Origin of the sequence: Leclercia tamurae (genome assembly GCF_025566055.1) — a bacterium.
GTDB lineage: Bacteria > Pseudomonadota > Gammaproteobacteria > Enterobacterales > Enterobacteriaceae > Enterobacter > Enterobacter tamurae.
This window is the reverse complement of the sequence record NZ_JAMHKS010000075.1, coordinates 1-26,404: the sequence shown is the minus strand read 5'-3', so window position 1 is coordinate 26,404 and position 26,404 is coordinate 1. Positions and strand designations below refer to the sequence as shown.

The window sequence follows — 26,404 nt, the reverse complement described above, 5'->3', positions numbered from 1 at the left end:
TTTAGTTTTCTAATGCCGCACGTAAGAATCCCTGATGCGCGTCGAGTCTGGCGCGCGCCGCTGCGGCATCCAGCCCGCTTAAGATCATCAGAATGGCCGGTTTGACGTCATACCCGGTCTGTTTCAATACCTCTTCCGCCTCGTCACGGGTGGTGCCAGTGGCTTCCACCACCATGCGGCAGGCCCGGTCGATGAGCTTCACGTTGGTGGCTTTCATGTCCACCATCAGGTTCTGGTAAACCTTGCCAAACTTCACCATCGCTCCGGTGGAGATCATGTTCAGGACCAGCTTTTGCGCGGTGCCGGATTTCAGGCGGGTGGAGCCGGTCAACGCCTCCGGGCCGACAACCGGCGAGATGGCGATCGCGGCGACCTGGGCAATGGGTGAGCCAGGGTTACAGGAGATTGCCACGGTAGTGCAGCCGGTCTGGTTCGCGTACTCGAGGCCGCCAATCACGTACGGCGTGCGCCCGGAGGCTGCCAGCCCGACCACCAGGTCCTGCGCGGTCAGGTTGAGAGCTTTAAGATCGTCTTCGCCGAGCTGTTTGCTGTCCTCGGCCCCTTCCACCGCTTTCAGCAGCGCCCCGGGACCACCGGCGATCAGGCCGATGACCAGGCCATGCGGCACGCCAAAGGTTGGCGGGCATTCAGAGGCGTCCAGCACGCCAAGTCGTCCGCTGGTGCCCGCCCCCATGTAGATGATGCGCCCGCCCGCTTTCAGCGCGGCGGCGGCGGCATCCACGGCTTTCGCTACCTCGGGTAATGTCTCTTTCACTGCCTGCGCGACCAGCGTATCCTGTTGGTTAAAGCGATTAACCAGGTCAAGCGTGGAGAGCGCGTCGAGATCCAGGGTCTGTGGATTGCGGGATTCTGATACCAGTGAGCCGAGATTCATTTTTTTGTGCCTCAAGAATTTTTAATTCATAATAGTCGCATTATAATGGAATATAAAATTCATTCAGGCGAGCAGAATTCGCATTTGCTGCAGTCATCACATTTCGCCAGGAGTCTTTATGAACTGTTTAATTCGTATCCGCCAGCGATACGCGGGTTTTGCCCAGAGCGATAAAAAACTGGCGGACTTTTTACTTACCCAGCCCGATCGTGCCCGCCATTTAAGCTCCCAGCAGCTGGCAAGCGAGGCGGGCGTGAGCCAGTCCAGCGTGGTGAAATTCGCGCAAAAAATTGGCTTTAAAGGTTTTCCGGCGCTGAAGCTGGCGCTGAGTGAAGCCCTGGCCAGCAACCCGAATCCGCAATCCATGCCGGTACACAACCAGATCCGCGGCGACGATCCGATGCGCCTGGTGGGCGAAAAGCTGATTAAGGAGAAGGTTGCGGCGATGCACGCCACGCTGGACGTGAACAGCGAAGAGAAACTGCTGGAGAGCGTCGCCATGCTGCACGCGGCCCGGCGGGTGATCCTCACCGGGATCGGCGCGTCCGGGCTGGTGGCGCGCAATTTTGGCTGGAAGCTGAATAAGATCGGCCTGATCGCCATTGTCGAACAGGATATGCATGCCCTGCTGGCCACCGTGCAGGCGATGGCGCCTGACGATCTGCTGCTGGCTATCTCCTATTCTGGTGAACGTCGGGAGATTAACCTTGCCGCCGATGAAACCCTGCGCGTAGGTGGGAAAATTCTGGCTATCACCGGCTTTACCCCCAATGCGCTGCAGCAGCGGGCCACCCGCTGTCTTTACACCATTGCCGAAGAGCAGGCCACCCGCAGCGCGGCTATCTCCTCCACCAGCGCGCAGATGCTGCTGACCGACCTGCTGTTTATGGCGCTGGTTCAACAGGATCTGGAGCGCGCTCCGGAACGCATTCGCCACAGTGAGGCGCTGGTAAAAAAACTGGTTTGAACAGGGAATGAGCGTATAATGCCCGCCCTGTTTGTGTTGTTTCTGAGAATTTCCTGATGGCGCTGTTAATCACCAAAAAATGCATCAATTGCGATATGTGCGAACCCGAATGCCCGAACCAGGCGATTTCGATGGGGGACAGCATTTATGAGATTAACAGCGATCGTTGCACCGAATGCATTGGCCATTACGAGACGCCAACCTGCCAGAAGGTGTGCCCTATCCCCAATACCATCCTGAAGGATCCGGCACACTCTGAATCCGAAGAGCAGCTTTGGGACAAGTTTGTCCTGATGCACCACGCGGACAAGATTTAACTTTCGATAATCACCGTGGCACAGGCGTAATGGCGTTCATCCGCCAGCGTGACGTGCATATGCGCCACGCCCAGCTTTTCCGCCAGCGTTAACGCCTCGCCCCACAGCCTGAGGCGCGGTTTACCCAATTCATCGTTAAACACTTCGAACTGATTAAACGCCAGGCCGTTGCGGATCCCGGTGCCGAAGGCTTTTGCCGCCGCCTCCTTCACCGCAAAACGTTTGGCCAGAAAACGCACCGGCTGCTGGTGCGTATTCCAGATGGCCCATTCGTTATCGCTGAGCACCCGGCGGGCAAGGCGATCGCCGCTACGGGCAATCACCGCTTCGATACGGTCAATCTCGACGATATCCGTGCCTAAGCCGAGGATGGCCATTACTTACGCGCTTCCAGCATCAGGCGTTTCATCTCAGCCACCGCCTCTTTCAGGCCGCTCATCACTGCACGACCGATAATCGCATGGCCGATGTTCAGCTCGTGCATCTCCGGGATGGCAGCAATGGCTTTGACGTTATGGTAGGTCAGGCCGTGGCCAGCATTGACCTTCAGGCCGAGGCCCGCTGCATAGGTGGCCGCTCTGGCGATACGATCCAGCTCTTTCGCCCGGGTAGCGTCATCTTCGGCATCAGCGTAACAGCCGGTATGGATCTCGATGAACGGCGCGCCCACGTCGGCGGCGGCTTTAATCTGCGCTTCATCGGCATCGATAAACAGCGACACCAGGATCCCGGCATCCGCCAGGCGTTTGCAGGCGTCACGCATCTTATCGAACTGACCGGCCACGTCCAGCCCACCCTCGGTGGTCACTTCCTGACGCTTTTCCGGCACCAGGCAGCAGAAGTGCGGTTTGGTCTCAACGGCAATCGCCAGCATCTCTTCGGTGACGGCCATCTCAAGATTCATGCGGGTATCCAGGGTCTGACGCAGGACACGTACGTCACGATCGGTGATATGACGACGATCTTCGCGCAGATGCACGGTAATGCCATCGGCGCCCGCCTGCTCGGCAATGAATGCCGCCTGAACCGGATCGGGATATGCCGTCCCGCGCGCGTTGCGCAGGGTGGCAATGTGGTCAATGTTGATGCCTAACAGTAATTCAGCCATGACAATCCTCGGTTTTCTTTTGATTCGTTAACGCTTCGGCACAAACTGCCGGAATAATTCGCGGCTCTTAAGGGGCTTGCCACCAAGATACGGCTTGAGCGCAATGCGGGTAAAGCGTTTTGCCGCCCGCAGGGTGCTGACATCGGGAAACTCGCGTTCCGCCAGCGCCCGCAGATCCCGTCCGGTGAAGGTGCTGTTGTCGATAACGACGCTGGCGATAAAGCCCTTCTCTTCGCGATAGCGGTAGGTCATCGAGTCTTCGACCGGATCGCCGCTGCCCGCACAGTGCAGAAAATCGACGCCGTATCCCAGATGCCCGAGCAACGCCAGCTCAAAGCGACGCAGCACTGGTTCAGGCGAGCCGGTAACGCCCGCCAGCGCCTGCAGACAGTGCAAATAGTCGAAAAAGAGTTCGGAGAAGCGGGTTTCATGTTCAAGAACGCGCGTGATCAGCTCGTTCACATACAGACCGCTGTACAGCGTAATACCAGAGAGGGGGAGCGCCAGAGAGACGGCTTCGGCACTGCGCAGGGTTTTGACTTCCCCACGTCCGCCAAAGCGCACCAGCAGCGGTGTGAAGGGTTGTAGCGCGCCCTTCAGATTAGAACGTTTGGAACGTGCGCCTTTGGCAACAAGGCGCACGCGGCCTGACTCTTCCGTGAAGACGTCCAGCATCAGGCTGGTTTCGCTCCACGGACGGCTGTGAAGGACAAAGGCTCTTTGCCATCCATCCACGTTTTAGTGACTTAAACGTCGTCGCCGTAACCAAGACTACGCAGCGCGCGCTCGTCATCGGCCCAGCCAGATTTCACTTTCACCCACAGTTCCAGGTGAACCGGAGCTTCAAACATCTCCTGCATGTCCTTACGGGCTTCGATACCGATGGTTTTGATCTTGGCGCCTTTGTTGCCAATCACCATCTTCTTCTGCCCTTCGCGCTCAACGAGGATCAGCCCGTTGATGTCATACCCGCCGCGCTCGTTGGTCTGGAAACGTTCGATTTCCACGGTCACGGAGTATGGCAGTTCAGCGCCGAGGAAACGCATCAGCTTTTCACGGATGATTTCAGACGCCATAAAGCGCTGAGAACGGTCAGTGATGTAATCTTCCGGGAAGTGGTGAATCGCTTCCGGCAGATGCTTACGTACGATGCCCGCGATGGTATCCACGTTCAGACCGGTCTCGGCAGAGAGCGGGACGATATCGAGGAAGTTCATCTGGCTACCCAGCCACTGCAGATGCGGCAGCAGATCGGCTTTTTCCTGCACGTTATCAACTTTGTTGACCGCGAGGATCACCGGTACTTTGCCGTCGCGCAGCTTGTTCAGCACCATTTCGTCGTCCGGCGTCCAGCGGGTGCCTTCGACCACGAAAATCACCAGCTCAACATCACCAATAGAGCTGCTCGCCGCCTTGTTCATCAGACGGTTAATGGCGCGTTTCTCTTCCATATGCAGACCCGGGGTATCAACATAAATCGCCTGATACGCTCCTTCGGTATGGATCCCGACGATACGGTGACGGGTGGTCTGCGCCTTGCGGGAGGTGATAGAAATCTTCTGTCCCAGCAGATTATTCAGCAGGGTTGATTTGCCTACGTTCGGACGTCCGACGATGGCAACAAAACCGCAGTAACTCTTTTCTTCGCTCATTCCAGCTCCAGCATTTTTAACGCCTGTTCGGCGGCAGCCTGTTCCGCCTTGCGACGGCTTGAACCTGTGCCAACCACCGGTTCACTCAGGCCACTGACCTGGCAATGGATGGTAAATTCCTGATCGTGTGCTTCGCCACGAACCTGCACCACCAGATAAGATGGCAGCGGCAGATGGCGACCCTGCAAATACTCCTGCAAACGGGTTTTTGGATCTTTCTGTTTATCACCCGGGCTGATTTCATCCAGGCGCGACTGATACCAGTTCAGGATCAGCTGCTCAACCTTCTGGATGTCGCTGTCGAGAAAAACACCACCGATTAACGCTTCGACGGTATCCGCGAGAATAGATTCACGACGGAAGCCGCCGCTTTTCAGCTCGCCAGGCCCGAGTCGCAGGCACTCACCCAGTTCAAACTCACGGGCAATTTCGGCGAGCGTATTGCCACGTACCAGCGTTGCGCGCATGCGGCTCATATCACCTTCGTCCACACGCGGGAAACGATGATAAAGCGCATTCGCAATAACAAAACTTAAAATGGAGTCGCCCAGAAATTCGAGTCGCTCGTTGTGTTTGCTGCTGGCACTGCGATGGGTTAATGCCTGTTGCAACAACTCCTGATGCTGAAAAGTGTAGCCCAGCTTCCGTTGAAGCCGATTAATTACGATGGGGTTCATGCGATACCAATAGAATAAATGCGTCAAAAATGCAGCACACGAAACCGTCCTGAGGGAGCCAACGCGGTTTCGTGTGCCGTGGCACTGAATCAGCGCCAACCTTAAACTTCGGGGGAATATTCTATACGCAACGACAGGGGTTGTCGTTAGCCAGAAGAGATTTATCACTTAAATAATTCACGTAGCCTCTGATTAAAGAGACTACGTGCTCATTTATCAGGAATTAATGGATGCCGCCAATACGATTTAACCGTACGCCGGTTGGCCATTCACCTTCCTGTTTCTCAAAGCTCATCCAGATGGTGGTCGCTTTGCCGACCAGATTCGCTTCCGGCACAAAGCCCCAATAACGGCTGTCCGCGCTGTTGTCGCGGTTATCACCCATCATGAAGTAATGTCCCGGTGGCACAATCCAGGTCGCCAGCTGCTGCCCCTGCTGCTGATAGTACATCCCCAGTTGATCCTGAGCGATGGAGACGGTCAGGATACGGTGCGTAACATCACCCAGCGTCTCTTTACGCTCGTTCAGACGAATACCGTTCTCTTTGGTCTCGCCTTTCGGCAGCTGGAAGAACCCGCTGGTGGCTTCGCCGCCGTTGCGACGGGCAAACGTCTGCACGAAATCACTTGGCTCAACGCCGGAGTAGGTTACCGCCAGCGCGCTTCCGCACGCCGTACCGGAACTGCAGCCTGGCTGAACCGTCACCTCTTTCGAGACCGGATTATACGTCACCTTATCGCCCGGTACGCCGACGGTGCGCTTGATGTAATCCAGACGCGGATCGTCCGGATATTTAAACACCACGATATCGCCACGTTTCGGATGACCGGTTTCGATCAGCGTCTTCTGGTAAATCGGATCTTTAATGCCGTAGGCAAACTTTTCCACCAGAATAAAATCACCGATCAGCAGCGTTGGCATCATCGAACCGGATGGGATCTGAAAAGGTTCATAGATAAACGAACGCACCACCAGCACAATCGCCAGCACCGGAAAGACGGAAGCGCCGGTTTCCAGCCAGCCCGGCTTCGGGCTGACTTTTTTCAGGGTTTTCGCCTCTAACTGGTCGCCCGTGGCCGCCTGTGCGGCGGCCTGACGTTCGCGGCGTTTTGGGGCAAAGATAAACTTATCCAGACACCACAACAGCCCCGTCACCAGGGTGGCAATCACCAGGATCAGGGCAAACATGTTCGCCATGCCAACTCCTTATAGGATTATTTTCCGTCTTTACCCACGTGCAGAATGGCGAGGAACGCTTCCTGCGGCAGCTCGACGTTACCGACCTGCTTCATACGCTTCTTACCTTCTTTCTGCTTCTGGAGCAGCTTTTTCTTACGGCTGACGTCACCGCCATAGCATTTTGCCAGAACGTTTTTACGCAACTGTTTCACCGTCGCACGGGCGATGATGTGGTTGCCAATGGCCGCCTGAATTGCAATGTCGAACTGCTGGCGTGGGATGAGCTCTTTCATCTTCTCGACCAGCTCGCGACCACGGTACGGGGCATTGTCGTTGTGGGTGATCAGCGCCAGCGCATCAACGCGCTCGCTGTTGATCAGCACGTCCACACGCACCATGTTAGAGGCCTGGAAGCGTTTGAAGTTGTAATCCAGCGACGCATAACCGCGGGAGGTGGACTTCAGACGGTCGAAGAAGTCGAGCACCACTTCTGCCATCGGGATTTCATAGGTCAGCGCAACCTGGTTACCGTGGTAAACCATGTTGGTCTGCACGCCGCGTTTTTCGATACACAGCGTGATGACGTTACCCAGGAACTCCTGCGGCAGCAGCATGTGACACTCCGCGATCGGCTCGCGCAGCTCATGAATATTATTCAGCGGCGGCAGCTTGGATGGGCTGTCGACGTAGATAACTTCTTTCGAAGTGGTTTCTACTTCGTAGACTACCGTCGGGGCGGTGGTGATCAGGTCCAGATCGTATTCACGCTCCAGACGCTCCTGGATGATCTCCATGTGCAGCAGGCCGAGGAAGCCACAGCGGAAGCCGAAGCCCAGCGCCGTTGAGCTTTCTGGCTCATAGAACAGGGAGGCATCGTTCAGGCTTAGCTTGCCGAGCGCGTCACGGAAGTTCTCGTAATCGTCGGAGCTGACCGGGAACAGACCCGCGTAAACCTGCGGTTTCACCTTTTTGAAGCCTGGCAGCGCTTTATCTGCCGGGTTACGCGCCTGGGTCAGGGTATCGCCTACGGGTGCGCCGAGAATGTCTTTAATGGCGCACACCAGCCAGCCTACCTCGCCGCATTTCAGCTCGGTACGGTCAACCTGTTTTGGCGTGAAGATCCCCAGACGGTCAGCGTTATAAACCTGTCCGGTGCTCATCACTTTAATCTTGTCGCCTTTGCGCATAGTGCCGTTTTTGATACGCACCAGCGAGACAACGCCGAGATAGTTATCGAACCAGGAGTCGATGATCAGCGCCTGCAGTGGCGCATCAGCGTCACCTTCCGGGGCCGGGATGTCACGCACCAGACGTTCCAGCACATCGGGAACGCCGACACCGGTTTTTGCCGAACAGCGCACTGCGTCCGTGGCGTCGATACCGACGATATCTTCAATCTCTTCCGCTACGCGCTCAGGATCGGCGGCTGGCAGGTCGATTTTGTTCAGAACCGGCACCACTTCAAGATCCATTTCCATCGCGGTATAGCAGTTGGCCAGGGTCTGGGCTTCTACGCCCTGCCCGGCATCAACCACCAGCAGCGCGCCTTCACAGGCCGCCAGCGAACGGGATACTTCATAGGAGAAGTCAACGTGGCCTGGGGTGTCGATAAAGTTGAGTTGGTAGGTTTCACCATCAGCGGCTTTATAATCGAGCGTGACGCTCTGCGCTTTAATGGTGATACCGCGTTCGCGTTCCAGGTCCATGGAGTCCAGAACCTGGGCTTCCATTTCACGATCAGACAGGCCACCGCAAATCTGGATAATACGGTCAGACAGCGTCGACTTACCGTGGTCAATGTGAGCAATGATCGAAAAGTTACGTATGTTCTTCATATAGTTAAATAATTATGCCTTACGAATTCCTGGAGGCCGCTGTTCATAGCCTGACGTTTTTCAGTGCGAAAACGCAGCATTCTACACTACATCTCCTTCACCGGGAAATGCTCTTCCAGCAAGCTTAGCGCTAAGATCCAGCGTTTTCTTTTATGAGATGTAAATAAACAAAGCCCGGTGACATTACCGGGCTTCAGAAGAGAGCATTTCGACACGAAGTTGATCGGGGGGCAAGCCGACGCTGAGAATAACGGGCTGCCACTCCTCGCGCACGGCAAGCCTGGATGAAAAGCCGCGGGCAAGTAAAAAGCCACCCACGCCCCCCAGGGCTGCACCGCACATCGCGGCAGGATCGGTACCAAACAGCACCTGGAATAGACCGCCCAGGGCAAACAGCCCCACCAGCGGAGAGAGATAGACCAGCATCGCCGAGCCGAGCAGGCTGCCTTCGGCGATCCCTAACTCGACTTTTTGACCTGTCACCAGCGGCTCTGTGCTGGGCACGCTAATGGTATGTGATGTTTGCGGCCCGAGTTTGTTCAGCACCCGGCTTCCGCAACCGGCGCGGGAGGCGCAGCTGTTACAGGACGCTTTAACGTCACAGTGAACCAGCGCAACGCCCTCGTGCCATGAAACGACAGTTGCCCACTCTTTGATCATTGTCCGGCCCTGAATTTAATGCTGTCGGCGATGCGTTTCGCCGTCTGCGGCGGCAGTTCGCCCACCACGGTGATCTCGGCGTTATCACGCACGCTGGTACTCACGGTGCGGCGTCCGGTACGCAACATCTGATCGGCGCTGACCGGTGTTGCCCGATTGACGTTAACCGAGAAGCTGAACAGGCCGTCGGAGTAAAGACGGGATTCAACCGCGGTATCAATCGTCGGCAGTTGACGTCGGCTGCTGGACACTTCACTAAAGCCCTGAGGGATCCAGTCCGGTGCCCAGTTAAACTTGATGGGATCGCCTGCCGGCACAGAGAGCAGCGGCGGCAGGTTGGCTTTTGCCAGATTCTGCATGCTGTTGCCGACCTGATCGTCAATGGTAAAGGAGATCACCCGGAACTGCTCCAGCGTCTCGCCATCACGATCCAGCAGATCGACCCGCATGGGTAATTTTGTTTCCGCATCCATCCAGACGATATAGCTGTAACGCGTTCCATCCCTTGCAACCACACGCAGGACTTCACATAGCCGATCGGCGATGCGGGTACGACCTACGGCGATAAAATCGTAGTAAGGGGCAAGCCGTTTGAAGTCGGTATAGATGAGCGAAGGCAGCGAATCAACGATGTAATCGCCGTTCAGCGTAAAGGGTTCAAGACCCGGCTCAAAATAGCTGATTTCTTTGCCACGCTGCACGACTTCGCGGCGCGGACCGTCCATCTGCAAAAGCTGGGCAAGCGGCTGTTTATCAAGTCGGGCATGGCGATAGCGTAACGACTCTACACCCTGCTTATTGATACTGATAAAAGCCAGCTCATAGTTGAGTGACTGGCTGGCCTGGTTCATTTGCTGTAACAACGCCCCGGACGATACATCAGCCGAGGCGTTGACAGTGAACAACAGGCTACCCGCCATCAGAGACATGGCGCACCAAAGTTGCTTCATTACTGCGATTGCGTTCCTAAAGTTTGGTTTCCAGGCACTTGCACAGCAGCCTGCTGGGTTTGCGCCTGCTCAAACTGAAGTTGTTCAGAATGCAGACGGCGCTGCAATTCGTAGTCCTGCAACATCGCATTAATGCGACGGCGTTGCTCTTGTACCTGCTGCTGCTGACCGGCGCCTGCCGATGCATCAGAAGGAATACCCAGGCTTACCGGGCTGGCTTTGCCCATCATCGGCAGTGTGTTAAACACTGGCGCTTCTGGTTGCTGGCTCACTTCAGATTGATTGTTATACTGCTGGACGCCAACGATAACTGCAAGCGATACGCACGCAGCGACGCCCATTTGCGTCAGTTGACTCGCCCAGGGGCGCACTTTGTTCCAGAAAGGCATCTTCTGCCACAGGTGCGGTGCCGGTTGGGCTTCAGGAATCAGCGGAGTGGCCTGAGAAACAGGTTCATTCTCGATGGCAGCCATTACGCGAGCTGAGATATCGAAATGGAGGACGTCGCTGGTATCACCGCGCAAGGTATCGCGGATGAGATGATAACTCTCCCAGGTTTTTTGCATCTCAGGAGAGCGAGAGAGCTCGTTGAGCATCTCACTGTCCAGCGTCTCACCATCCATTAAAGCGGAAAGTTGTTCTTTCTGCATGCCTAATACCTTTTCCAGTATCCCGCTATCGTCAACGCCTGATTAGCGGTTGAACTTTATTATCAATAGCTTCTCGCGCACGAAAAATTCGTGAGCGAACCGTACCGACCGGGCAATCCATGATAGCGGCTATCTCTTCATAGCTCAGGCCATCTAACTCCCGCAACGTAATTGCCATGCGTAAATCTTCCGGGAGCGACTCGATGGTGCGAAAAACTATTTGTCTCAGTTCTTCTGACAACATTAAGTTCTCAGGGTTCGAAATTTCTTTTAACGCGCCGCCGCTTTCAAAGTTTTCTGCGTCGATGGCGTCAACATCGCTTGAAGGCGGACGACGGCCCTGAGCGACGAGGTAGTTCTTGGCAGTATTGACTGCAATACGATACAGCCAGGTATAAAAAGCACTATCTCCCCGGAAAGATTCCAGCGCGCGATAGGCCTTAATAAAAGATTCTTGCACCACATCAGGAACATCCCCTGAGGGTACATAGCGGGATACCAGACTCGCCACTTTATGCTGGTAGCGCACCACCAGTAAGTTAAAGGCTTTCTGATCTCCCTTCTGGACCCGTTCAACCAGAATCTGGTCCGTTAACTGCTCGCTCATCCGAGGTAATGTCTCCCCAAACCTAAAATCCACGCGTTATCGAAACGCCACTCCAAACACTGCACTGTGAGCAAGCAGTTGCTTTGAGGGTCTTTTTTTCGAAAAGTTCCGTCACGCCTTTGTTTTTGTTAATCGCGTCGCAGACTGTTCATTTTCTATCATTATAAGTCTGATACTGAAACGCACCCAGTTTCTGATAAGAATTGGCACTTTACCGCTTGCAGGGTACCGCAAGACGGGCTTTATTTCACCACAAAATCTGAAGCTAACGATCTGCTTCGCAAAATATTTTCGCTCTTTTTGTGTCTGTTCGCGCCAGACGCCCTGTTTAGCCATTGCAACCCAGCTTAAAAAAAACGTGCGATTTATCGCATTCGGGTGCTATGCTGGCCAAACAATGTTTAGTAAATTAAACACACATCATGAACGCAATTTCTGAACTCTCCTGTGACGTACTGATTATCGGCAGCGGTGCCGCTGGCCTTTCACTGGCGCTGCGACTTGCCTCACACCAGAAAGTGATAGTCCTCAGCAAAGGCCCCATCAGCGAAGGCTCCACCTTCTATGCACAGGGCGGGATTGCCGCTGTGTTTGATGAAACAGACAGTATCGACTCGCATGTGGAGGATACCCTGATTGCCGGTGGCGGTATCGTGGATAAACACGCCGCGGAGTTTGTCGCCAGCAATGCCCGTCACTGTGTGCAGTGGCTTATCGATCAGGGGGTGTTGTTTGATACGCATGTGCAGCCCAACGGGGAAGAGAGTTATCACCTGACCCGGGAAGGTGGCCATAGTCATCGCCGTATCCTGCATGCTGCGGATGCTACCGGTAAAGAGGTGGAAACGACGCTGGTGAGCCAGGCGTTGAGCCATCCGAATATCCAGGTGCTGGAACGCAGCAATGCGGTGGATCTGATCATTTCCGACAAGATTGGCCTGCCGGGCACGCGACGCGTCGTGGGTGCCTGGGTCTGGAACCGGAATAAAGAGACGGTAGAAACCTGCCGCGCCAAATCAGTAGTGTTGGCAACGGGCGGTGCCTCTAAGGTGTATCAGTACACCACTAACCCGGATATCTCCTCAGGCGACGGGATTGCCATGGCCTGGCGTGCAGGTTGCCGCGTGGCCAATCTGGAATTTAACCAGTTTCACCCCACCGCGTTATTCCATCCGCAGGCCCGCAACTTCCTGCTAACCGAAGCCCTGCGCGGTGAAGGTGCGCACCTGAAACGTCCTGACGGCACGCGCTTTATGCCGGACTTCGACGAGCGAGGCGAGCTGGCCCCACGTGATGTCGTAGCCCGCGCTATCGATCATGAAATGAAACGCCTGGGCGTGGACTGCATGTATCTGGATATCAGCCACAAGCCCGAAGAGTTTGTGCGTCAGCATTTCCCCACCATCTATGAAAAACTGTTGGGCTTAGGCATCGACATCACCAAAGAGCCGATGCCGGTGGTGCCCGCGGCGCACTATACCTGTGGCGGGGTGATGGTGGACGATCATGGCCGGACCGATGTCGACGGTCTGTATGCCATCGGCGAAGTGAGTTATACCGGTCTGCATGGCGCCAACCGTATGGCATCTAACTCTCTGCTGGAGTGCCTGGTCTATGGCTGGTCGGCGGCGGAAGATATCACCAAGCGTATGCCTTATGCCCGCCAGGCGGAAAACCTGCCTGCCTGGGATGAGAGTCGCGTGGAAAACCCGGATGAACTGGTGGTGATCCAGCATAACTGGCACGAGCTACGCCTCTTTATGTGGGATTACGTCGGGATTGTGCGCACTACCAAGCGACTGGAGCGTGCCCTGCGCCGCATTACAATGCTACAGCAGGAGATTGACGAGTATTACGCCCACTTCCGCGTATCGAACAATTTGCTGGAGTTACGTAATCTGGTTCAGGTGGCGGAGTTAATTGTGCGCTGCGCAATGATGCGTAAAGAGAGCCGCGGCCTGCATTACACGCTCGACTACCCGGAACAGCTTGAGCATTCCGGGCCGTCGGTGCTCTCGCCGCTGGCTTACATAAACAGATAGAACGGGTGGGTCAGCGCCGTGTAATCTTCGGAATAACGCTGATCCGGCCCACGGATCACCATCCTGTCGCTGAAGCACTCCCCTTCTTTCGGCGACAGCGCCACCAGCACCCGGTGCGGCAGTCTGCCATCCGTGTCAGCAATATCGGTGCGCAGGCGCAAATACCACCCCATCTCCAGGGCATTATTAATAAGCGTACTGCCCGCGCTTTCCGGTAATACCACGCAGAAAAAGCCCTCTTCGGTGATCAACGCCGCCGCACAGGCTAACAGCGCGCCGTGATCGAGGGAGCCGGTTGAACGAGCTTGATCGCGCTCGGGCGTTGCGCACCCGACGCCGGGTTCATAATAAGGAGGATTGCTGACAATTAAGTCATAGCGAGCCGTTTGCTCTGGCGCCCAGGTAAGTACATCCGCACAATGGAGAGTGATACGAGCAGCCCAGGGTGATTCAGCCACGTTTTCCGCCGCCTGTTCGGCCGCCTGTGGATCCAGCTCAACCGCATCCAGGGTAACAGACTCCCCGGTACGCTGAGCCAGCATCAGCGCTAATAATCCGCTGCCGCTGCCAATATCGAGGATACGTTTAACGCCCGCTACCGGTGCCCATGCTCCCAGTAAAATGCCATCAGTGCCGACTTTCATCGCACAGCGATCGTGCGCGACAAAGAACTGCTTAAAGGTAAAACCATCGCGGCGCAACTGCGCTTTGAGTTGAGACATGTCAGAGCAACCTTCAAAATGAAACGGGTGTAGCATAGGGGAAAGCGTAACGACGGAAAAGGGATATCCACACAAACAGATGAAGATCGCAGCCATAACGTCTATAATCAGCGCCCCACACAGAGGTAGAACATGACTGTAACGACTTTTTCCGAACTTGAACTCGACGAAAGCCTTCTGGAAGCCCTCCAGAATAAAGGCTTCACACGCCCGACTGCCATCCAGGCGGCAGCCATTCCGCCTGCGTTAGAAGGCCGCGACGTACTCGGTTCAGCGCCGACAGGCACCGGTAAAACAGCGGCGTACCTGCTGCCCGTCTTGCAGCATCTGATTGATTTCCCCCGCAAGAAATCCGGCCCACCGCGTATCCTTATTCTGACACCGACACGTGAGTTAGCCGTTCAGGTTGCGGAGCATGCGCGTGAACTGGCCGCCAATACCCATCTGGATATTGCGACCATCACCGGTGGCGTCGCTTATATGAACCACGCCGAAGTGTTCAGTGAGAACCAGGATATCGTGGTCGCCACCACCGGACGTTTGATGCAGTACATCAAAGAAGAAAACTTTGACTGCCGTGCTGTTGAAACGCTGATTCTGGATGAAGCGGACCGCATGCTGGAGCTGGGCTTCGCGCAGGATATTGAACACATCGCAGGCGAAACCCGCTGGCGCAAACAGACCATGCTGTTTTCTGCGACGCTTGAAGGTGATGCCATTAAGGACTTCGCTGAGCGTCTGCTTGACGATCCGGCTGAGGTCTCTGCCACGCCGTCCACGCGTGAGCGCAAAAAAATTCACCAGTGGTATTATCGTGCCGATAACTACGAGCATAAGCTCGAGTTACTTAAGCACCTGTTAAAACAGGATGATACGACACGTACCATCGTCTTTGTACGTAAACGCGAACGTGTGCATGAACTGGCTGAACAGCTTCGTGCCGCAGGGATCAACAACTGTTATCTCGAAGGCGAGATGGCACAGATTAAACGTACCGAAGGGATTAAACGCCTGACTGAAGGTCGCGTAAATGTGCTGGTTGCCACCGACGTGGCGGCGCGTGGTATTGATATTCCTGAAGTAAGCCATGTGATTAACTTCGACATGCCGCGCAGCGGAGATGTCTACCTCCACCGTATCGGTCGTACCGGACGTGCAGGCCTGAAAGGCACGGCGATTTCTCTGGTAGAGGCGCATGACTATCTGCTGCTGCAGAAAGTGGGCCGCTATATCGACGAGCCGGTGAAAGCGCGCGTGATTGATGAACTGCGCCCGACGACGCGTCCGCCAAGCGAAAAAATGACGGGTAAGCCGTCGAAGAAAGTACTCGCTAAGCGCGCAGAGAAAAAAGAGAAAGAAAAAGAAAAACCACGCGTGAAGCAACGCCACCGTGACGCTAAGAACGTAGGCAAGCGTCGTAAGCCAAGCGGCAGCGAGCCAGCTTCGCAGAAAGAAGAGTAAAAAAAACGCCGGGGTTAACCCGGCGTTTTTTTATCTGCATACTGACAGCGATTAGAGGCTGGCAGTAAAGGTACGGGCAATCACGTCACGCTGCTGCTCTGCAGTCAGTGAGTTGAAACGAACAGCATAGCCAGAAACGCGGATGGTCAGCTGCGGATATTTTTCCGGATGCTTAACGGCGTCTTCCAGTGTTTCGCGACGCAGTACGTTAACGTTCAGATGCTGACCGCCTTCCACACGCACTTCCGGTTTGATTTCCATCGGGATTTCGCGATATTCGATCTCGCCCAGGGCATTAACCTGAACAACTTCATCTTCAGCAAAGCCTGCTTTTGCACATACGCAGCGCGCTTCGCCTTTTTCGCTGTCCAGCAGCCAGAAAGAGTTCAGCAGGTCGTCGTTTGCAGCTTTAGTAATCTGGATACCAGTAATCATGTGATGCCTCCCTTAAACTACACTATTGGGTGTCGCCCGTTGTTTAGGGCAATTGGTAAAACCATTGTTGCTTGAGTGTATATATATCAGTCAGCCCATCGGCATTCCTTGACTTAAATCAATAAAAACCATACAAGAAAAGTGGTGATGTCGGGAGATTATTGTTTTATATCAATTTTCACCAAAGCCAGCCTTCAAAAAACGTCGTAAATTTTAAATATTTTTCAATAAGATGACCTTTTTCTCCCGGCAATTTTGCTCCCTCGTCATAAGCAGTTAAGCTAGGGGCAGAGAAAATTCGCAGGAGAGCGAGATGACAACACCTTTGACCTGGCACGACGTGCTGGCCGATGAAAAAAAGCAACCCTACTTCGTCAACACCCTGAGCACGGTTGCCGCTGAACGCGAGTCCGGTACCACCATCTATCCGCCACAGAAAGACGTCTTCAACGCCTTTCGCTTTACCGAGCTGGCCGATGTCAAAGTGGTGATCCTGGGTCAGGATCCTTATCACGGGCCAGGTCAGGCGCACGGTCTGGCCTTTTCCGTGCGTCCGGGTGTGGCTACCCCTCCTTCCCTGCTGAATATGTATAAAGAACTGGAAGCCTCGGTCCCCGGCTTTACCCGGCCTGCACATGGCTATCTGGAAAGCTGGGCGCGTCAGGGCGTGATGCTGCTCAACACCGTGCTGACGGTTCGCGCCGGACAGGCGCATTCGCATGCCAGCCTCGGCTGGGAGACGTTTACGGATAAAGTCATCAGCCTGATTAATCAGCATCGGGAGGGGGTAGTGTTTTTACTGTGGGGATCGCACGCGCAGAAGAAAGGGGCGATCATTGATACCCTGCGTCATCATGTCCTGAAAGCACCGCACCCATCACCGCTGTCAGCGCATCGCGGCTTTTTTGGCTGCAATCATTTTGTGCTGGCGAATGAGTGGCTGGAGAAACAGGGCGAAACGCCAATTGACTGGATGCCAGAGTTACCGGCTGAAAGTGAGTAGATAAGATAAGTAGGCCGGGTAAGGCGAAGCCGCCACCCGGCACACTGCCCGGCGGCGCTACGCTTGCCGGGCCTACGAACAAAGCGGGATTACGCTTTGTTCTGACGCCACCACTCCGCCAGCAGAACGCCGGTCGCAACGGATACGTTGAGGCTTTCTACATTGCCGGTGCCATCGATAGAGACGCTCAGATCGGCGCTGGAGAGTGCCGCATCGGTCAGACCATCACGCTCCTGCCCCAGCACCAGCACCATCTTGCGCGGCAGCGTCGCTTTAAACAGCGGCGTTGTACCTTTATGGCTGGAGGTGGTCACAATCGCGTAGCCCGCTTTACGGAACTGCTCAATTGCTTCCAGTACGCTGTCGCCGGTGATCGGCTGAACGTGCTCCGCGCCGCCTTCCGCGGTACGGATTGCCGCACCGGATTCCAGTAGAGCCGCATCCTGCAACAGAACCCCTTTCACGCCGAAATGGGCGCAGCTGCGCATCATCGCGCCGAGGTTGTGCGGGTTGCCTACGTCTTCCAGGGCCAGTACGCAGTCATCTTCCTCTGCCTGGCTAACCCACTGCTTAACGGTGGTTCCGTTACGTTTCTTAATCAGGAAGCAGACGCCACCGTGGTGTTCGGTGCCAGAGGCTTTAGTGATCTCTGCATCATCTACAACGTGGTAGGCTTTGCGGTTGGCCGCCATCCAGCGCAGCGCTTCTTTGAAACGCGGCGTGACGCTCTGGATAAACCAGGCGCGCACGATGCAGTCCGGACGGCTCTGGAACAGCGCCTGACACGCATTTTCGCCATAAACGCGGGTCTCTTCCGCGCGCTGACGGCGGATCACTTCCGGATCAATAACCGCTTTACCGGTCATGCTGCCGTGATCGACAGGCGCCTTTGACTCGTCGCCCGGCGCGCGGGAAACGGTACGCCACGGGGATGCGTCGCGGCTAAAGTCGTCGCGTTTGAAATCATCACGCTTACGGTCGTCACGTTTACGATCGTCGCGTTTGCGGTCATCACCGCGGCTGTTTCTCTCATCGCGGGCGGGGCGACGGCCACCGTCTGCACGAGATGGCCCTGGACGCCCGCCACCTTTTCCGGTACGCGGATTTTCGGTGCGTTTATCAGAGTCATCATCACTGCGGACATACATCACTTTGACCTTGCCGCTTTTGTTTTTCAGTTCGTCGTTCATGCTTTTCTCCACCAGCGCTGCGCGAAGCGCGCAGATTACCCGATGTACCCGCGCATAGCCATTACTTCGTATAAAAGCCTGTGACTATTGTTCTCATTGAACAAAACGCATTGTCGTTTCAAACAGGGTCGTTGATAATATGTAACATATTGGAAACATAACCGGCATGTTGCCGATTTGTCCCCCCTGCTCTACCTGAGGTTAGTTATGAATACCGTATGTGCCAACTGCCAGGCTCTTAACCGCATTCCGGATGATCGAGTTGATGATGGAGCAAAATGCGGACGCTGCGGTCATGAATTGTTCGATGGTGATGTTATTAATGCTACCGGTGCAACTCTGGATAAACTGCTGAAGGACGATCTGCCGGTAGTGGTCGATTTCTGGGCCCCGTGGTGCGGCCCGTGCCGTAACTTCGCGCCAATCTTTGAAGATGTCGCTGAAGAGCGTAGCGGGAAAATGCGTTTCGTAAAAGTGAACACCGAGGCTGAACGTGAGCTGAGTGCCCGCTTCCGCATTCGCAGCATCCCGACCATCATGATTTTCAAAAATGGTGAAGTTGTCGATATGCTGAACGGTGCAGTTCCGAAAGCGCCGTTTGACAGCTGGCTGAACGAATCCCTCTGATATTCCGGGGCACGTAACTTGTGCCCCGCTCTCGCCTCTGCGAGAATGGCGTTTTTTCTGCGCACACCCCCATGACTGATAACGCCGTACTGCAATTGCGCGCTGAACGCCTGGCGCGTGCGACTCGCCCCTTTCTTGCCCGTGGTAACCGCATTCGTCGCTGTCAGCGCTGCCTGCTGCCGCTTAAGCAATGCCTGTGCGCGACCCTGAGCCCCAGCCATGCCGAAAGCCGTTTTTGTCTGGTGATGTTTGATACTGAACCGATGAAACCCAGCAATACCGGACGGCTGATCGCGGATACTTTACCGGATACCATCGCCTTCCAGTGGTCACGCACTGAGCCACCGCAGGCGCTGCTCGATCTTGTCGCCAGCCCCGATTATCAACCGATGGTGGTGTTCCCGGCCTCCTATGCCGGTGATACGCGTCAGGTGCTGACGACCCCGCCTTCCGGTAAGCCGCCGCTGTTTATCATGCTGGATGGCACATGGACCGAGGCGCGTAAGATGTTTCGCAAGAGCCCTTACCTGGATGCTTTGCCGGTTATCTCCGTCGATCTGTCGCGCGTTTCAAATTACCGACTCCGGGAAGCCCATGCGGACGGCCAGTACTGCACCGCCGAAGTGGCAATTGCCCTGCTGGATCTGGCGGGAGATGTGCAGGCGGCGAACGCGCTGGGCGATCACTTCTCTCTTTTCCGTGAACGCTATCTGGCCGGAAAACCCATTCGTACGGGAAGCATCACAGCAGCGGAGCCGGAAAGCGTTTAAAATCATCAGGTCACTCGCCCTTTCAGGAGACTTGTATGAGCCAGCGCGGGTTAGAAGCCTTACTCCGCCCCAAATCCATCGCCGTGATCGGCGCGTCGATGAAACCCGAACGCGCCGGTTACCTGATGATGCGAAACCTGCTCGCAGGCGGTTTTAACGGCCCAATCCTGCCGGTGACGCCCGCATATAAAGCCGTGCTGGGCGTCCTGGCCTGGCCCGATGTGGACAGCCTGCCCTTTATCCCCGATCTCGCGGTGCTCTGTACCCACGCCAGACGCAATATAGATTTACTCGAGGCGCTGGGGAAAAAGGGCTGTAAAACCTGCATCATTCTCTCCTCGCCGCCTGAACAGCAGAAAGAGCTGATGACCTGCGCGACGCGATACCAGATGCGACTCCTGGGGCCAAACAGCCTTGGCCTGCTGGCCCCCTGGCAGGGGCTGAACGCCAGTTTCTCTCCCGTTCCGATACGTAAAGGCAAGCTGGCCTTTATCTCCCAGTCGGCGGCGGTCTCCAATACTATCCTCGACTGGGCCCAGCAGCGCGAGATGGGGTTCTCCTACTTCATCGCCCTGGGCGATGGGCTGGACATTGATGTCGACGAGCTGCTGGATTTCCTGGCGCGCGATACGAAAACCAGCGCCATCCTGCTCTATCTTGAACATCTCAGCGATGCCCGCCGTTTTGTGTCGGCGGCCCGCAGCGCCTCGCGCAATAAACCGATTCTGGTGATCAAAAGTGGCCGCAGCCCGGCCGCCCAGCGTCTGCTGCATTCACATTCGGGGATGGATCCGGCCTGGGATGCGGCCATCCAGCGTGCCGGCCTGTTGCGCGTTCAGGATACCCACGAACTCTTTTCCGCTGTCGAAACGCTGAGCCATATGCGGCCACTCCGGGGAGAGCGGCTGATGATCATCAGCAACGGCGCCGCTCCTGCCGCACTGGCGCTGGACGAGCTCTGGCTGCGCAACGGGAAGCTGGCCGCGCTCAGCGAAGAGACACTCCAGCGCCTGCGTGAGACGCTCCCGCCCGGCGTAGAGCCGGGTAATCCCCTTGATTTGCGCGATGATGCCAGCAGCGATCGCTATATCAGCGCCCTCAACATCCTGCTGGAAAGCCAGGATTTTGATGCCCTGATGGTCATTCACTCCCCGAGCGCTGCGGCGCCGGGTAGCGAAAGCGCCCGTTCACTGATTGAGGCAGTGAAGAAGCATCCGCGGGGGAAATACGTGTCGCTGCTAACCAACTGGTGCGGTGAGTTTTCTTCTCAGGAGGCGCGGCGCCTGTTCAGCGAGGCGGGATTGCCAACATACCGTACCCCGGAAGGCACCATCACCGCCTTTATGCATATGGTGGAGTACCGGCGTAACCAGAAACAGCTGCGGGAAACGCCTGCGTTGCCGGGTAATCTGACAGCTAATACCGGACATGCCCGGGCCCTGCTGCAACGTGCCATTGACGATGGCGCGCGTTCGCTGGATACCCATGAGGTGCAGCCGATCCTCACTGCCTTTGGCATGCATACTCTGCCGACCTGGATCGCCAGCGACAGCGCGGAAGCGGTGCATATCGCCGAGCAGATTGGTTATCCGGTGGCGCTAAAACTGCGCTCCCCCGATATCCCGCATAAGTCAGAAGTACAGGGGGTGATGCTGTACCTGCGCACCGCGGCGGAAGTGCAGCAGGCGGCAGATGCGATTATCGATCGCGTTAAAATGACCTGGCCTCAGGCACGGATCCACGGCCTGCTGGTGCAAAGCATGGCCAACCGTGCGGGCGCGCAGGAGCTACGGGTGGTGGTAGAACAGGATCCGGTCTTCGGTCCGCTGATCATGCTGGGTGAAGGGGGCGTCGAGTGGCGCCCTGAAGATCAGGCTGTGGTTGCCTTACCTCCACTGAACATGAATCTCGCCCGTTATCTGGTGATTCAGGCAATCAAGAGCAAGAAGATCCGCGGGCGCAGCGCCTTGCGACCGCTGGATATCGCCGCCCTGAGCCAGTTCCTGGTGCAGGTATCGAACCTGATTGTCGACAGTCCAGAAATCCAGCGCCTGGATATCCATCCTTTACTGGTCTCCGGCAACGAGCTGACGGCGCTGGATGTGACGATGGATGTGGCAGCTTTTACCGGCGATCGCGAAAGCCGTCTGGCGATCCGCCCGTATCCTCATCAGCTTGAGGAGTGGGTGGAGATGAAAAATGGCGAGCAGTCGCTGTTTCGCCCTATCCTGCCGGAAGATGAACCGCAGCTGCAGCGCTTCATCGCCCAGGTAACAAAAGAAGATTTGTACTATCGCTACTTTAGTGAAATCAACGAATTTACCCACGAAGATTTAGCCAATATGACGCAGATCGACTACGATCGGGAAATGGCGTTTGTTGCCGTCCGCCGCACTGATGAGGGCGATGAGATCCTTGGCGTCACGCGTGCTATCTCCGATCCCGATAACGTTGATGCAGAATTTGCGGTGCTGGTTCGCTCCGATCTAAAAGGGTTGGGGTTAGGAAGACGGTTACTGGAAAAGCTGATCGGTTATACGCGAGATCACGGACTTATCCGCCTCAATGGCATTACTATGCCCAACAACCGTGGCATGATCGCCCTGGCGCGAAAATTAGGCTTTACCGTTGATATTCAGCTGGAAGACGGCATTGTCGGGTTGACGCTGGCGCTGATGTCGGCAGGTAAACAAGAGTAAGGTACTGGAAATGTTGACCACTTTAAACAGCACTGATGGTATGATTGCCCGCTTCTGTTGTCTGCATAGTCCATATAATCCTTCAATGAACAGAGAAGAAACGCACTGTGATGTTGTCCAAATTTAAGCGTAATAAACATCAACAACACCTTGCTCAACTACCGAAGCTTTCTCAGTCAGTTGATGATGTAGAGTTCTTTTATGCTCCCGCCGATTTTCGGGAGACGCTACTGGAAAAAATTGCCAGCGCAACGCATCGTATTTGCATCATCGCGCTTTATCTTGAACAGGATGAAGGCGGCAATGCCATTTTACGCGCAGTATACGAGGCCAAACGTCAGCGCCCTGAACTGGATGTCCGCATCCTGGTTGACTGGCATCGCGCCCAGCGCGGCCGTATCGGTGCGGCTGCATCTAACACCAATGCCGACTGGTATTGCCGCATGGCGCAGGAAAACCCTGGCGTAGACGTGGCGGTTTATGGTGTCCCGGTTAACACCCGTGAAGCGCTCGGTGTACTCCATTTCAAAGGCTTTATCATTGATGACAGCGTGCTGTACAGCGGCGCGAGTCTGAATGACGTCTATCTGCATCAGCTGGATAAATACCGTTACGATCGCTATCACCTGGTGCGTAATGCCCGTATGGCAGACGTCATGTTCGGGTGGGTCGATCAGAACCTGGTGCACGGTCGCGGCGTGAATCGTCTTGACGATCCCCATCGTCCAAAAAGCCCGGAGATCAAAAATGACATGCGCCTTTTCCGTCAGGAACTGCGCGATGCCATGTTCCATTTCCAGGGTGATGCAGACAACGAACAGCTTGCGGTGACTCCGCTGGTAGGCCTGGGAAAATCCAGCCTGCTCAATAAGACCATTTTCCATCTTATGCCATGTACCGAGCATAAGCTGACCATCTGTACGCCATACTTTAACCTGCCGGCCGTGCTGGTGCGTAACATCATTCAGCTTTTACGCGACGGTAAAAAAGTAGAGATTATCGTGGGCGATAAAACCGCGAACGATTTCTTCATTCCGGAAGATCAGCCGTTTAAGATCATCGGTGCCCTGCCTTATCTGTATGAGATCAACCTGCGCCGCTTCCTGAGCCGCCTGCAGTATTATGTGAACACCGATCAGCTGGTAGTACGTCTCTGGAAAGATGAAGACAACAGCTATCACCTGAAAGGGATGTGGGTTGATGATGAATGGATGCTGCTGACGGGGAATAACCTCAACCCGCGCGCATGGCGACTGGATCTTGAGAATGCCATTCTGATCCACGACCCGCGTCATGAACTGGCCGCTCAACGCGAGCGTGAGCTGGAGCTGATCCGCACCCACACCACCGTGGTGAATCATTATCGCGATCTGCAAAGCATCGCTGATTACCCGGTTAAGGTCAGAAAGCTGATCCGCCGTCTGCGCAGGATCCGAATCGATCGCTTAATCAGCCGCATCTTGTAATCTTCAGCCCTGTCAGTGACGGGGCTTTTTTATGGAGGTCGTTGTGCGTTATTTCCTGTTAATGAGCTGCCTGGTCCTGTCCGGCTGCAGCCATATGGCTCAGGATAGCTGGTCTGGTCAGGATAAGGCGCAACACTTTTTAGCATCGGCGATGCTATCAGCTGCGGGTAATGAATATGCCCAACGCCAGGGTTTTAGCCACGATCGTAGCGCTGCATACGGCCTGATGTTTTCGGTAAGTCTCGGCGCATCGAAAGAGCTGTGGGACAGCCGCCCGGCGGGGAGCGGCTGGAGCTGGAAAGATTTTGCCTGGGATATCGCCGGGGCCACGGCTGGCTATAGCCTGTGGCAACTGGCGGAGCATTAAAGACGGATCCCCTTCCCTTTTCGGTGCAGCATTAAAGAGACGACAAACGCCAGCGCCCCCATCAACGTGACGTACCAGAAGAAGATTGTTTCACTGCCTACCGACTTCAGTGACAGCGCGACATATTCCGCCGAACCGCCAAACAGCGCATTCGCAACCGCATAAGACAACCCAACTCCCAGGGCACGCACCTGAGCGGGGAACATCTCTGCTTTAAGGATACCGCTGATCGAGGTGTAAAAACTGGCTATGATCAGCGCGACCATTACCAGGGCGAACGCGGCATAAGGGGATGAAACATGCTGAAGCGCCGTGAGAATGGGTACTGTGCATAACGCCGACAAGCCGCCAAAGATCAGCATTGAATTCCGGCGGCCGATTTTATCCGACAGCGCGCCGATAACAGGCTGAATGAGCATAAAGACAAATAGCGCCCCCGTCATGACCATACTCGCCACGTTAGCGTGCATGCCCGTGGTATTAACCAGATACTTCTGCATATAGGTCGTGAAGGTATAGAAGGTGAGCGATCCGCCTGCGGTAAAGCCAAGCACCATCAAAAATGCTTTCCGGTTACGCCATAAACCTTTAAACGAACCCGCCTCTTTTAACGCTCTTACCTCTTTTCGTGACGTTTCTTCCAGCTGACGGCGTAACCATAACGCCACAACGGCAAGTACTGCGCCGAGCGCAAAAGGAATACGCCATCCCCATGCCCGCAAATCTTCATCACTTAACACCTGCTGCAGGATAACCACGGCCAGGAGCGCCAACAGCTGACCGCCAATCAGCGTTACATACTGAAAGGAGGCATAAAAGCCTTTGCGCCCTTCCACTGCGACTTCACTCATATAAGTCGCGCTTGTGCCATATTCTCCCCCGACGGAGAGACCCTGGAACAATCGCGCCAGTAACAGTAAGGCCGGTGCCCATGTGCCAATAGCGTCATAGCCGGGCAAACAGGCGATAACCAAAGAGCCGAAACACATCATGCAGACGGAGATCAGCATGGAGGTTTTTCGCCCTTTACGATCGGCGATACGACCAAACAACCAGCCGCCAATCGGACGCATTAAAAAGCCGGCGGCGAAGACGCCTGCCGTTTGCAGCAGCTGGGTCGTGGTATTGCCAGATGGGAAGAAGATATGGGCAAAGTAGAGTGAGCAAAACGAGTAAACGTAAAAGTCGAACCATTCAACCAAATTGCCTGAAGATGCGCCGACGATTGCCCAGATCCTGCGGCGAGTGTCTCCGTCTGCTGCTTTTTTACTATCCGTATCTGTACTTGCTACGGTTTCTGTCATTTTAAATCCCCTGTCTTACATTGCGGGCCATTGCACCCATTCCAGTAAAACCAGATTTAAAATTTAACGTTAGGTAAAAAAATTGTTTCTATTATGTTTCATTTAATTTTGTGAGACACATCATAAAACGGGGGCTGCTATGGGAGCCATCTTCATCCCCATTTTTTTTGATGCGCTTGTTTTCTTTGCAAATAATCTTCGTCAGCACGAATTTTATCCCACCATCCTTTGAAAACTTTTGCCGCTTCGGCTTTAACAGGATCATGATCTAAAGGACGAACATTGCGTTCATCGTCGTACTTTTTCCCGCCTTTATGGTTGGCGTAGCGTCTGGCGCGGGTATAACCCATCTGAATAAATTTTCTGGCCATATCCATGCCAACGAAATCGTCTTGCTGGCGGTATTGCTCAAATAACGCGTAAATCTCCTGCGCAGATTTTGTCGCAACCTCAGCATTTTTGTATCGCCAGTAGGGCAGGATTTCACTTTTGTAAGGTTCAACCAGCAGAACACCTTGCTCTCCCCGCCCCACCTGGTAAAGCTCAGGGTGATCACGAAAGTTGGTGTTGGCGAAATCCTGTTCATAGTTAAAGGGTGGGTTCGGCAAAATAACCTCGCTGATGATGCGTATCTTGTTATTTTAGCCAGAGATTGTGAAGTTTGCCCGGTTCGGGAAATGCAAAAAACCCCGTACCTTGCGGTACGGGGTTTCTTTAATTGATGCCTGGCAGTTCCCTACTCTCGCATGGGGAGACCCCACACTACCATCGGCGCTACGGCGTTTCACTTCTGAGTTCGGCATGGGGTCAGGTGGGACCA

Annotated in this window: 28 protein-coding genes and 1 rRNA gene; 10 read left to right on the top strand and 19 right to left on the bottom strand. The window is 55.1% G+C overall.

What is annotated here, in order from left to right; translation table 11 throughout:
• Position 1: 1 nt before the first annotated feature.
• Positions 2–895: an N-acetylmuramic acid 6-phosphate etherase gene (gene murQ / locus M8318_RS14765; protein WP_166183389.1), complete on the bottom strand. Its 894-nt coding sequence runs from the start codon at positions 893–895 to the stop codon at positions 2–4.
• Positions 896–1,013: 118 nt separating this feature from the next.
• On the opposite strand from murQ, the gene M8318_RS14760 reads away from it, so the two are divergent.
• Positions 1,014–1,862: a MurR/RpiR family transcriptional regulator gene (locus M8318_RS14760; protein ID WP_166183391.1), complete on the top strand. Its 849-nt coding sequence runs from the start codon at positions 1,014–1,016 to the stop codon at positions 1,860–1,862.
• A 56-nt stretch (positions 1,863–1,918) separates the two neighbouring features.
• Entirely contained in the window at positions 1,919–2,179 is a 261-nt protein-coding gene (locus M8318_RS14755; protein WP_106994567.1) for a YfhL family 4Fe-4S dicluster ferredoxin, read from the top strand.
• Here M8318_RS14755 and acpS read toward each other — a convergent pair.
• The 12 genes from acpS to rseD all read right to left on the bottom strand — a co-directional run bounded on the left by acpS (position 2,176) and on the right by rseD (position 11,572).
• Positions 2,176–2,556 carry a holo-ACP synthase gene (acpS, locus tag M8318_RS14750; protein ID WP_106994566.1) on the bottom strand — a complete coding sequence of 127 codons (381 nt, stop codon included), beginning with the start codon at positions 2,554–2,556 and terminating at the stop codon, positions 2,176–2,178. The genes M8318_RS14755 and acpS overlap by 4 nt on opposite strands.
• Entirely contained in the window at positions 2,556–3,287 is a 732-nt protein-coding gene (gene pdxJ / locus M8318_RS14745; protein WP_262663347.1) for a pyridoxine 5'-phosphate synthase, read from the bottom strand. The genes acpS and pdxJ overlap by 1 nt, the downstream gene beginning before the upstream one ends.
• A 27-nt stretch (positions 3,288–3,314) precedes the next feature.
• Positions 3,315–4,022, bottom strand: coding sequence for a DNA repair protein RecO (gene recO / locus M8318_RS14740; protein ID WP_106994564.1), 708 nt, complete (start codon positions 4,020–4,022; stop codon positions 3,315–3,317).
• Positions 4,023–4,033: 11 nt separating this feature from the next.
• Positions 4,034–4,939: a GTPase Era gene (gene era, locus M8318_RS14735; RefSeq protein ID WP_106994563.1), complete on the bottom strand. Its 906-nt coding sequence runs from the start codon at positions 4,937–4,939 to the stop codon at positions 4,034–4,036.
• Positions 4,936–5,616, bottom strand: a complete 681-nt coding sequence (gene rnc / locus M8318_RS14730; protein ID WP_106994562.1) for a ribonuclease III — start codon at positions 5,614–5,616, stop codon at positions 4,936–4,938. Before rnc ends, era begins: the two co-directional genes overlap by 4 nt.
• Positions 5,617–5,839: 223 nt before the next feature.
• A complete protein-coding gene (gene lepB / locus M8318_RS14725; RefSeq protein ID WP_106994561.1) occupies positions 5,840–6,814 on the bottom strand; it encodes a signal peptidase I in 975 nt (324 codons plus the stop codon).
• A gap of 17 nt (positions 6,815–6,831) precedes the next feature.
• A complete protein-coding gene (gene lepA / locus M8318_RS14720) occupies positions 6,832–8,631 on the bottom strand; it encodes a translation elongation factor 4 (RefSeq protein WP_262663346.1) in 1,800 nt (599 codons plus the stop codon).
• A gap of 183 nt (positions 8,632–8,814) precedes the next feature.
• Positions 8,815–9,291, bottom strand: coding sequence for a SoxR-reducing system protein RseC (rseC, locus tag M8318_RS14715; protein ID WP_106994559.1), 477 nt, complete (start codon positions 9,289–9,291; stop codon positions 8,815–8,817).
• On the bottom strand, positions 9,288–10,241 hold the full coding sequence (rseB, locus tag M8318_RS14710; protein WP_262663345.1) for a sigma-E factor regulatory protein RseB: 954 nt from the start codon (positions 10,239–10,241) through the stop codon (positions 9,288–9,290). The genes rseC and rseB overlap by 4 nt, the downstream gene beginning before the upstream one ends.
• A complete protein-coding gene (gene rseA / locus M8318_RS14705) occupies positions 10,241–10,891 on the bottom strand; it encodes an anti-sigma-E factor RseA (RefSeq protein ID WP_106994557.1) in 651 nt (216 codons plus the stop codon). The genes rseB and rseA overlap by 1 nt, the downstream gene beginning before the upstream one ends.
• A gap of 31 nt (positions 10,892–10,922) precedes the next feature.
• The gene (rpoE, locus tag M8318_RS14700) at positions 10,923–11,498 is read right to left on the bottom strand and encodes an RNA polymerase sigma factor RpoE (RefSeq protein ID WP_032613187.1); all 576 of its coding nucleotides are present in this window, start codon (positions 11,496–11,498) and stop codon (positions 10,923–10,925) included.
• Positions 11,495–11,572, bottom strand: a complete 78-nt coding sequence (rseD, locus tag M8318_RS14695; protein WP_223263911.1) for a rpoE leader peptide RseD — start codon at positions 11,570–11,572, stop codon at positions 11,495–11,497. Before rseD ends, rpoE begins: the two co-directional genes overlap by 4 nt.
• Positions 11,573–11,920: 348 nt before the next feature.
• Between rseD and nadB the strand changes: the two genes are divergently transcribed.
• Entirely contained in the window at positions 11,921–13,540 is a 1,620-nt protein-coding gene (nadB, locus tag M8318_RS14690; protein WP_262663344.1) for an L-aspartate oxidase, read from the top strand.
• Here nadB and trmN read toward each other — a convergent pair.
• Positions 13,525–14,262, bottom strand: a complete 738-nt coding sequence (trmN, locus tag M8318_RS14685) for a tRNA(1)(Val) (adenine(37)-N(6))-methyltransferase TrmN (RefSeq protein WP_166183402.1) — start codon at positions 14,260–14,262, stop codon at positions 13,525–13,527. The genes nadB and trmN overlap by 16 nt on opposite strands.
• 132 nt (positions 14,263–14,394) lie before the next feature.
• Between trmN and srmB the strand changes: the two genes are divergently transcribed.
• On the top strand, positions 14,395–15,723 hold the full coding sequence (gene srmB, locus M8318_RS14680; RefSeq protein ID WP_106994554.1) for an ATP-dependent RNA helicase SrmB: 1,329 nt from the start codon (positions 14,395–14,397) through the stop codon (positions 15,721–15,723).
• Between the two features lie 51 nt (positions 15,724–15,774).
• On the opposite strand, the gene grcA is transcribed toward srmB, so the two are convergent.
• Positions 15,775–16,158 carry an autonomous glycyl radical cofactor GrcA gene (grcA, locus tag M8318_RS14675; RefSeq protein WP_039029771.1) on the bottom strand — a complete coding sequence of 128 codons (384 nt, stop codon included), beginning with the start codon at positions 16,156–16,158 and terminating at the stop codon, positions 15,775–15,777.
• 313 nt (positions 16,159–16,471) lie between these two features.
• On the opposite strand from grcA, the gene ung reads away from it, so the two are divergent.
• On the top strand, positions 16,472–17,161 hold the full coding sequence (gene ung / locus M8318_RS14670; protein WP_262663343.1) for a uracil-DNA glycosylase: 690 nt from the start codon (positions 16,472–16,474) through the stop codon (positions 17,159–17,161).
• Positions 17,162–17,250: 89 nt separating this feature from the next.
• Here the strand turns inward: ung and M8318_RS14665 are convergent, their stop codons facing one another.
• Positions 17,251–18,351 carry a tRNA/rRNA methyltransferase gene (locus M8318_RS14665; RefSeq protein WP_262663342.1) on the bottom strand — a complete coding sequence of 367 codons (1,101 nt, stop codon included), beginning with the start codon at positions 18,349–18,351 and terminating at the stop codon, positions 17,251–17,253.
• Positions 18,352–18,558: 207 nt separating this feature from the next.
• Between M8318_RS14665 and trxC the strand changes: the two genes are divergently transcribed.
• From trxC to M8318_RS14635, 5 genes are all read left to right on the top strand, one after another.
• Positions 18,559–18,978, top strand: a complete 420-nt coding sequence (gene trxC / locus M8318_RS14660) for a thioredoxin TrxC (protein ID WP_106994551.1) — start codon at positions 18,559–18,561, stop codon at positions 18,976–18,978.
• 71 nt (positions 18,979–19,049) lie between these two features.
• The gene (locus M8318_RS14655) at positions 19,050–19,748 is read left to right on the top strand and encodes a tRNA-uridine aminocarboxypropyltransferase (RefSeq protein ID WP_262663341.1); all 699 of its coding nucleotides are present in this window, start codon (positions 19,050–19,052) and stop codon (positions 19,746–19,748) included.
• A gap of 35 nt (positions 19,749–19,783) precedes the next feature.
• Positions 19,784–22,447 carry a bifunctional acetate--CoA ligase family protein/GNAT family N-acetyltransferase gene (locus M8318_RS14650; RefSeq protein ID WP_262663340.1) on the top strand — a complete coding sequence of 888 codons (2,664 nt, stop codon included), beginning with the start codon at positions 19,784–19,786 and terminating at the stop codon, positions 22,445–22,447.
• Between the two features lie 110 nt (positions 22,448–22,557).
• Complete coding sequence (gene pssA / locus M8318_RS14640) at positions 22,558–23,913, top strand: CDP-diacylglycerol--serine O-phosphatidyltransferase (RefSeq protein ID WP_262663339.1); 1,356 nt, start codon at positions 22,558–22,560, stop codon at positions 23,911–23,913.
• A 31-nt stretch (positions 23,914–23,944) separates the two neighbouring features.
• Positions 23,945–24,280 carry a YfiM family lipoprotein gene (locus M8318_RS14635; RefSeq protein ID WP_269468403.1) on the top strand — a complete coding sequence of 112 codons (336 nt, stop codon included), beginning with the start codon at positions 23,945–23,947 and terminating at the stop codon, positions 24,278–24,280.
• On the opposite strand, the gene M8318_RS14630 is transcribed toward M8318_RS14635, so the two are convergent.
• From M8318_RS14630 to rrf, 3 genes are all read right to left on the bottom strand, one after another.
• Positions 24,277–25,584 carry an MFS transporter gene (locus tag M8318_RS14630; protein ID WP_262663338.1) on the bottom strand — a complete coding sequence of 436 codons (1,308 nt, stop codon included), beginning with the start codon at positions 25,582–25,584 and terminating at the stop codon, positions 24,277–24,279. The two genes, M8318_RS14635 and M8318_RS14630, sit on opposite strands and share 4 nt — an antisense overlap.
• 152 nt (positions 25,585–25,736) lie before the next feature.
• Complete coding sequence (locus M8318_RS14625) at positions 25,737–26,192, bottom strand: DUF4385 domain-containing protein (RefSeq protein WP_262663337.1); 456 nt, start codon at positions 26,190–26,192, stop codon at positions 25,737–25,739.
• A gap of 115 nt (positions 26,193–26,307) precedes the next feature.
• Positions 26,308–26,404, bottom strand: a 5S ribosomal RNA gene (gene rrf / locus M8318_RS14620); the annotation flags it as partial.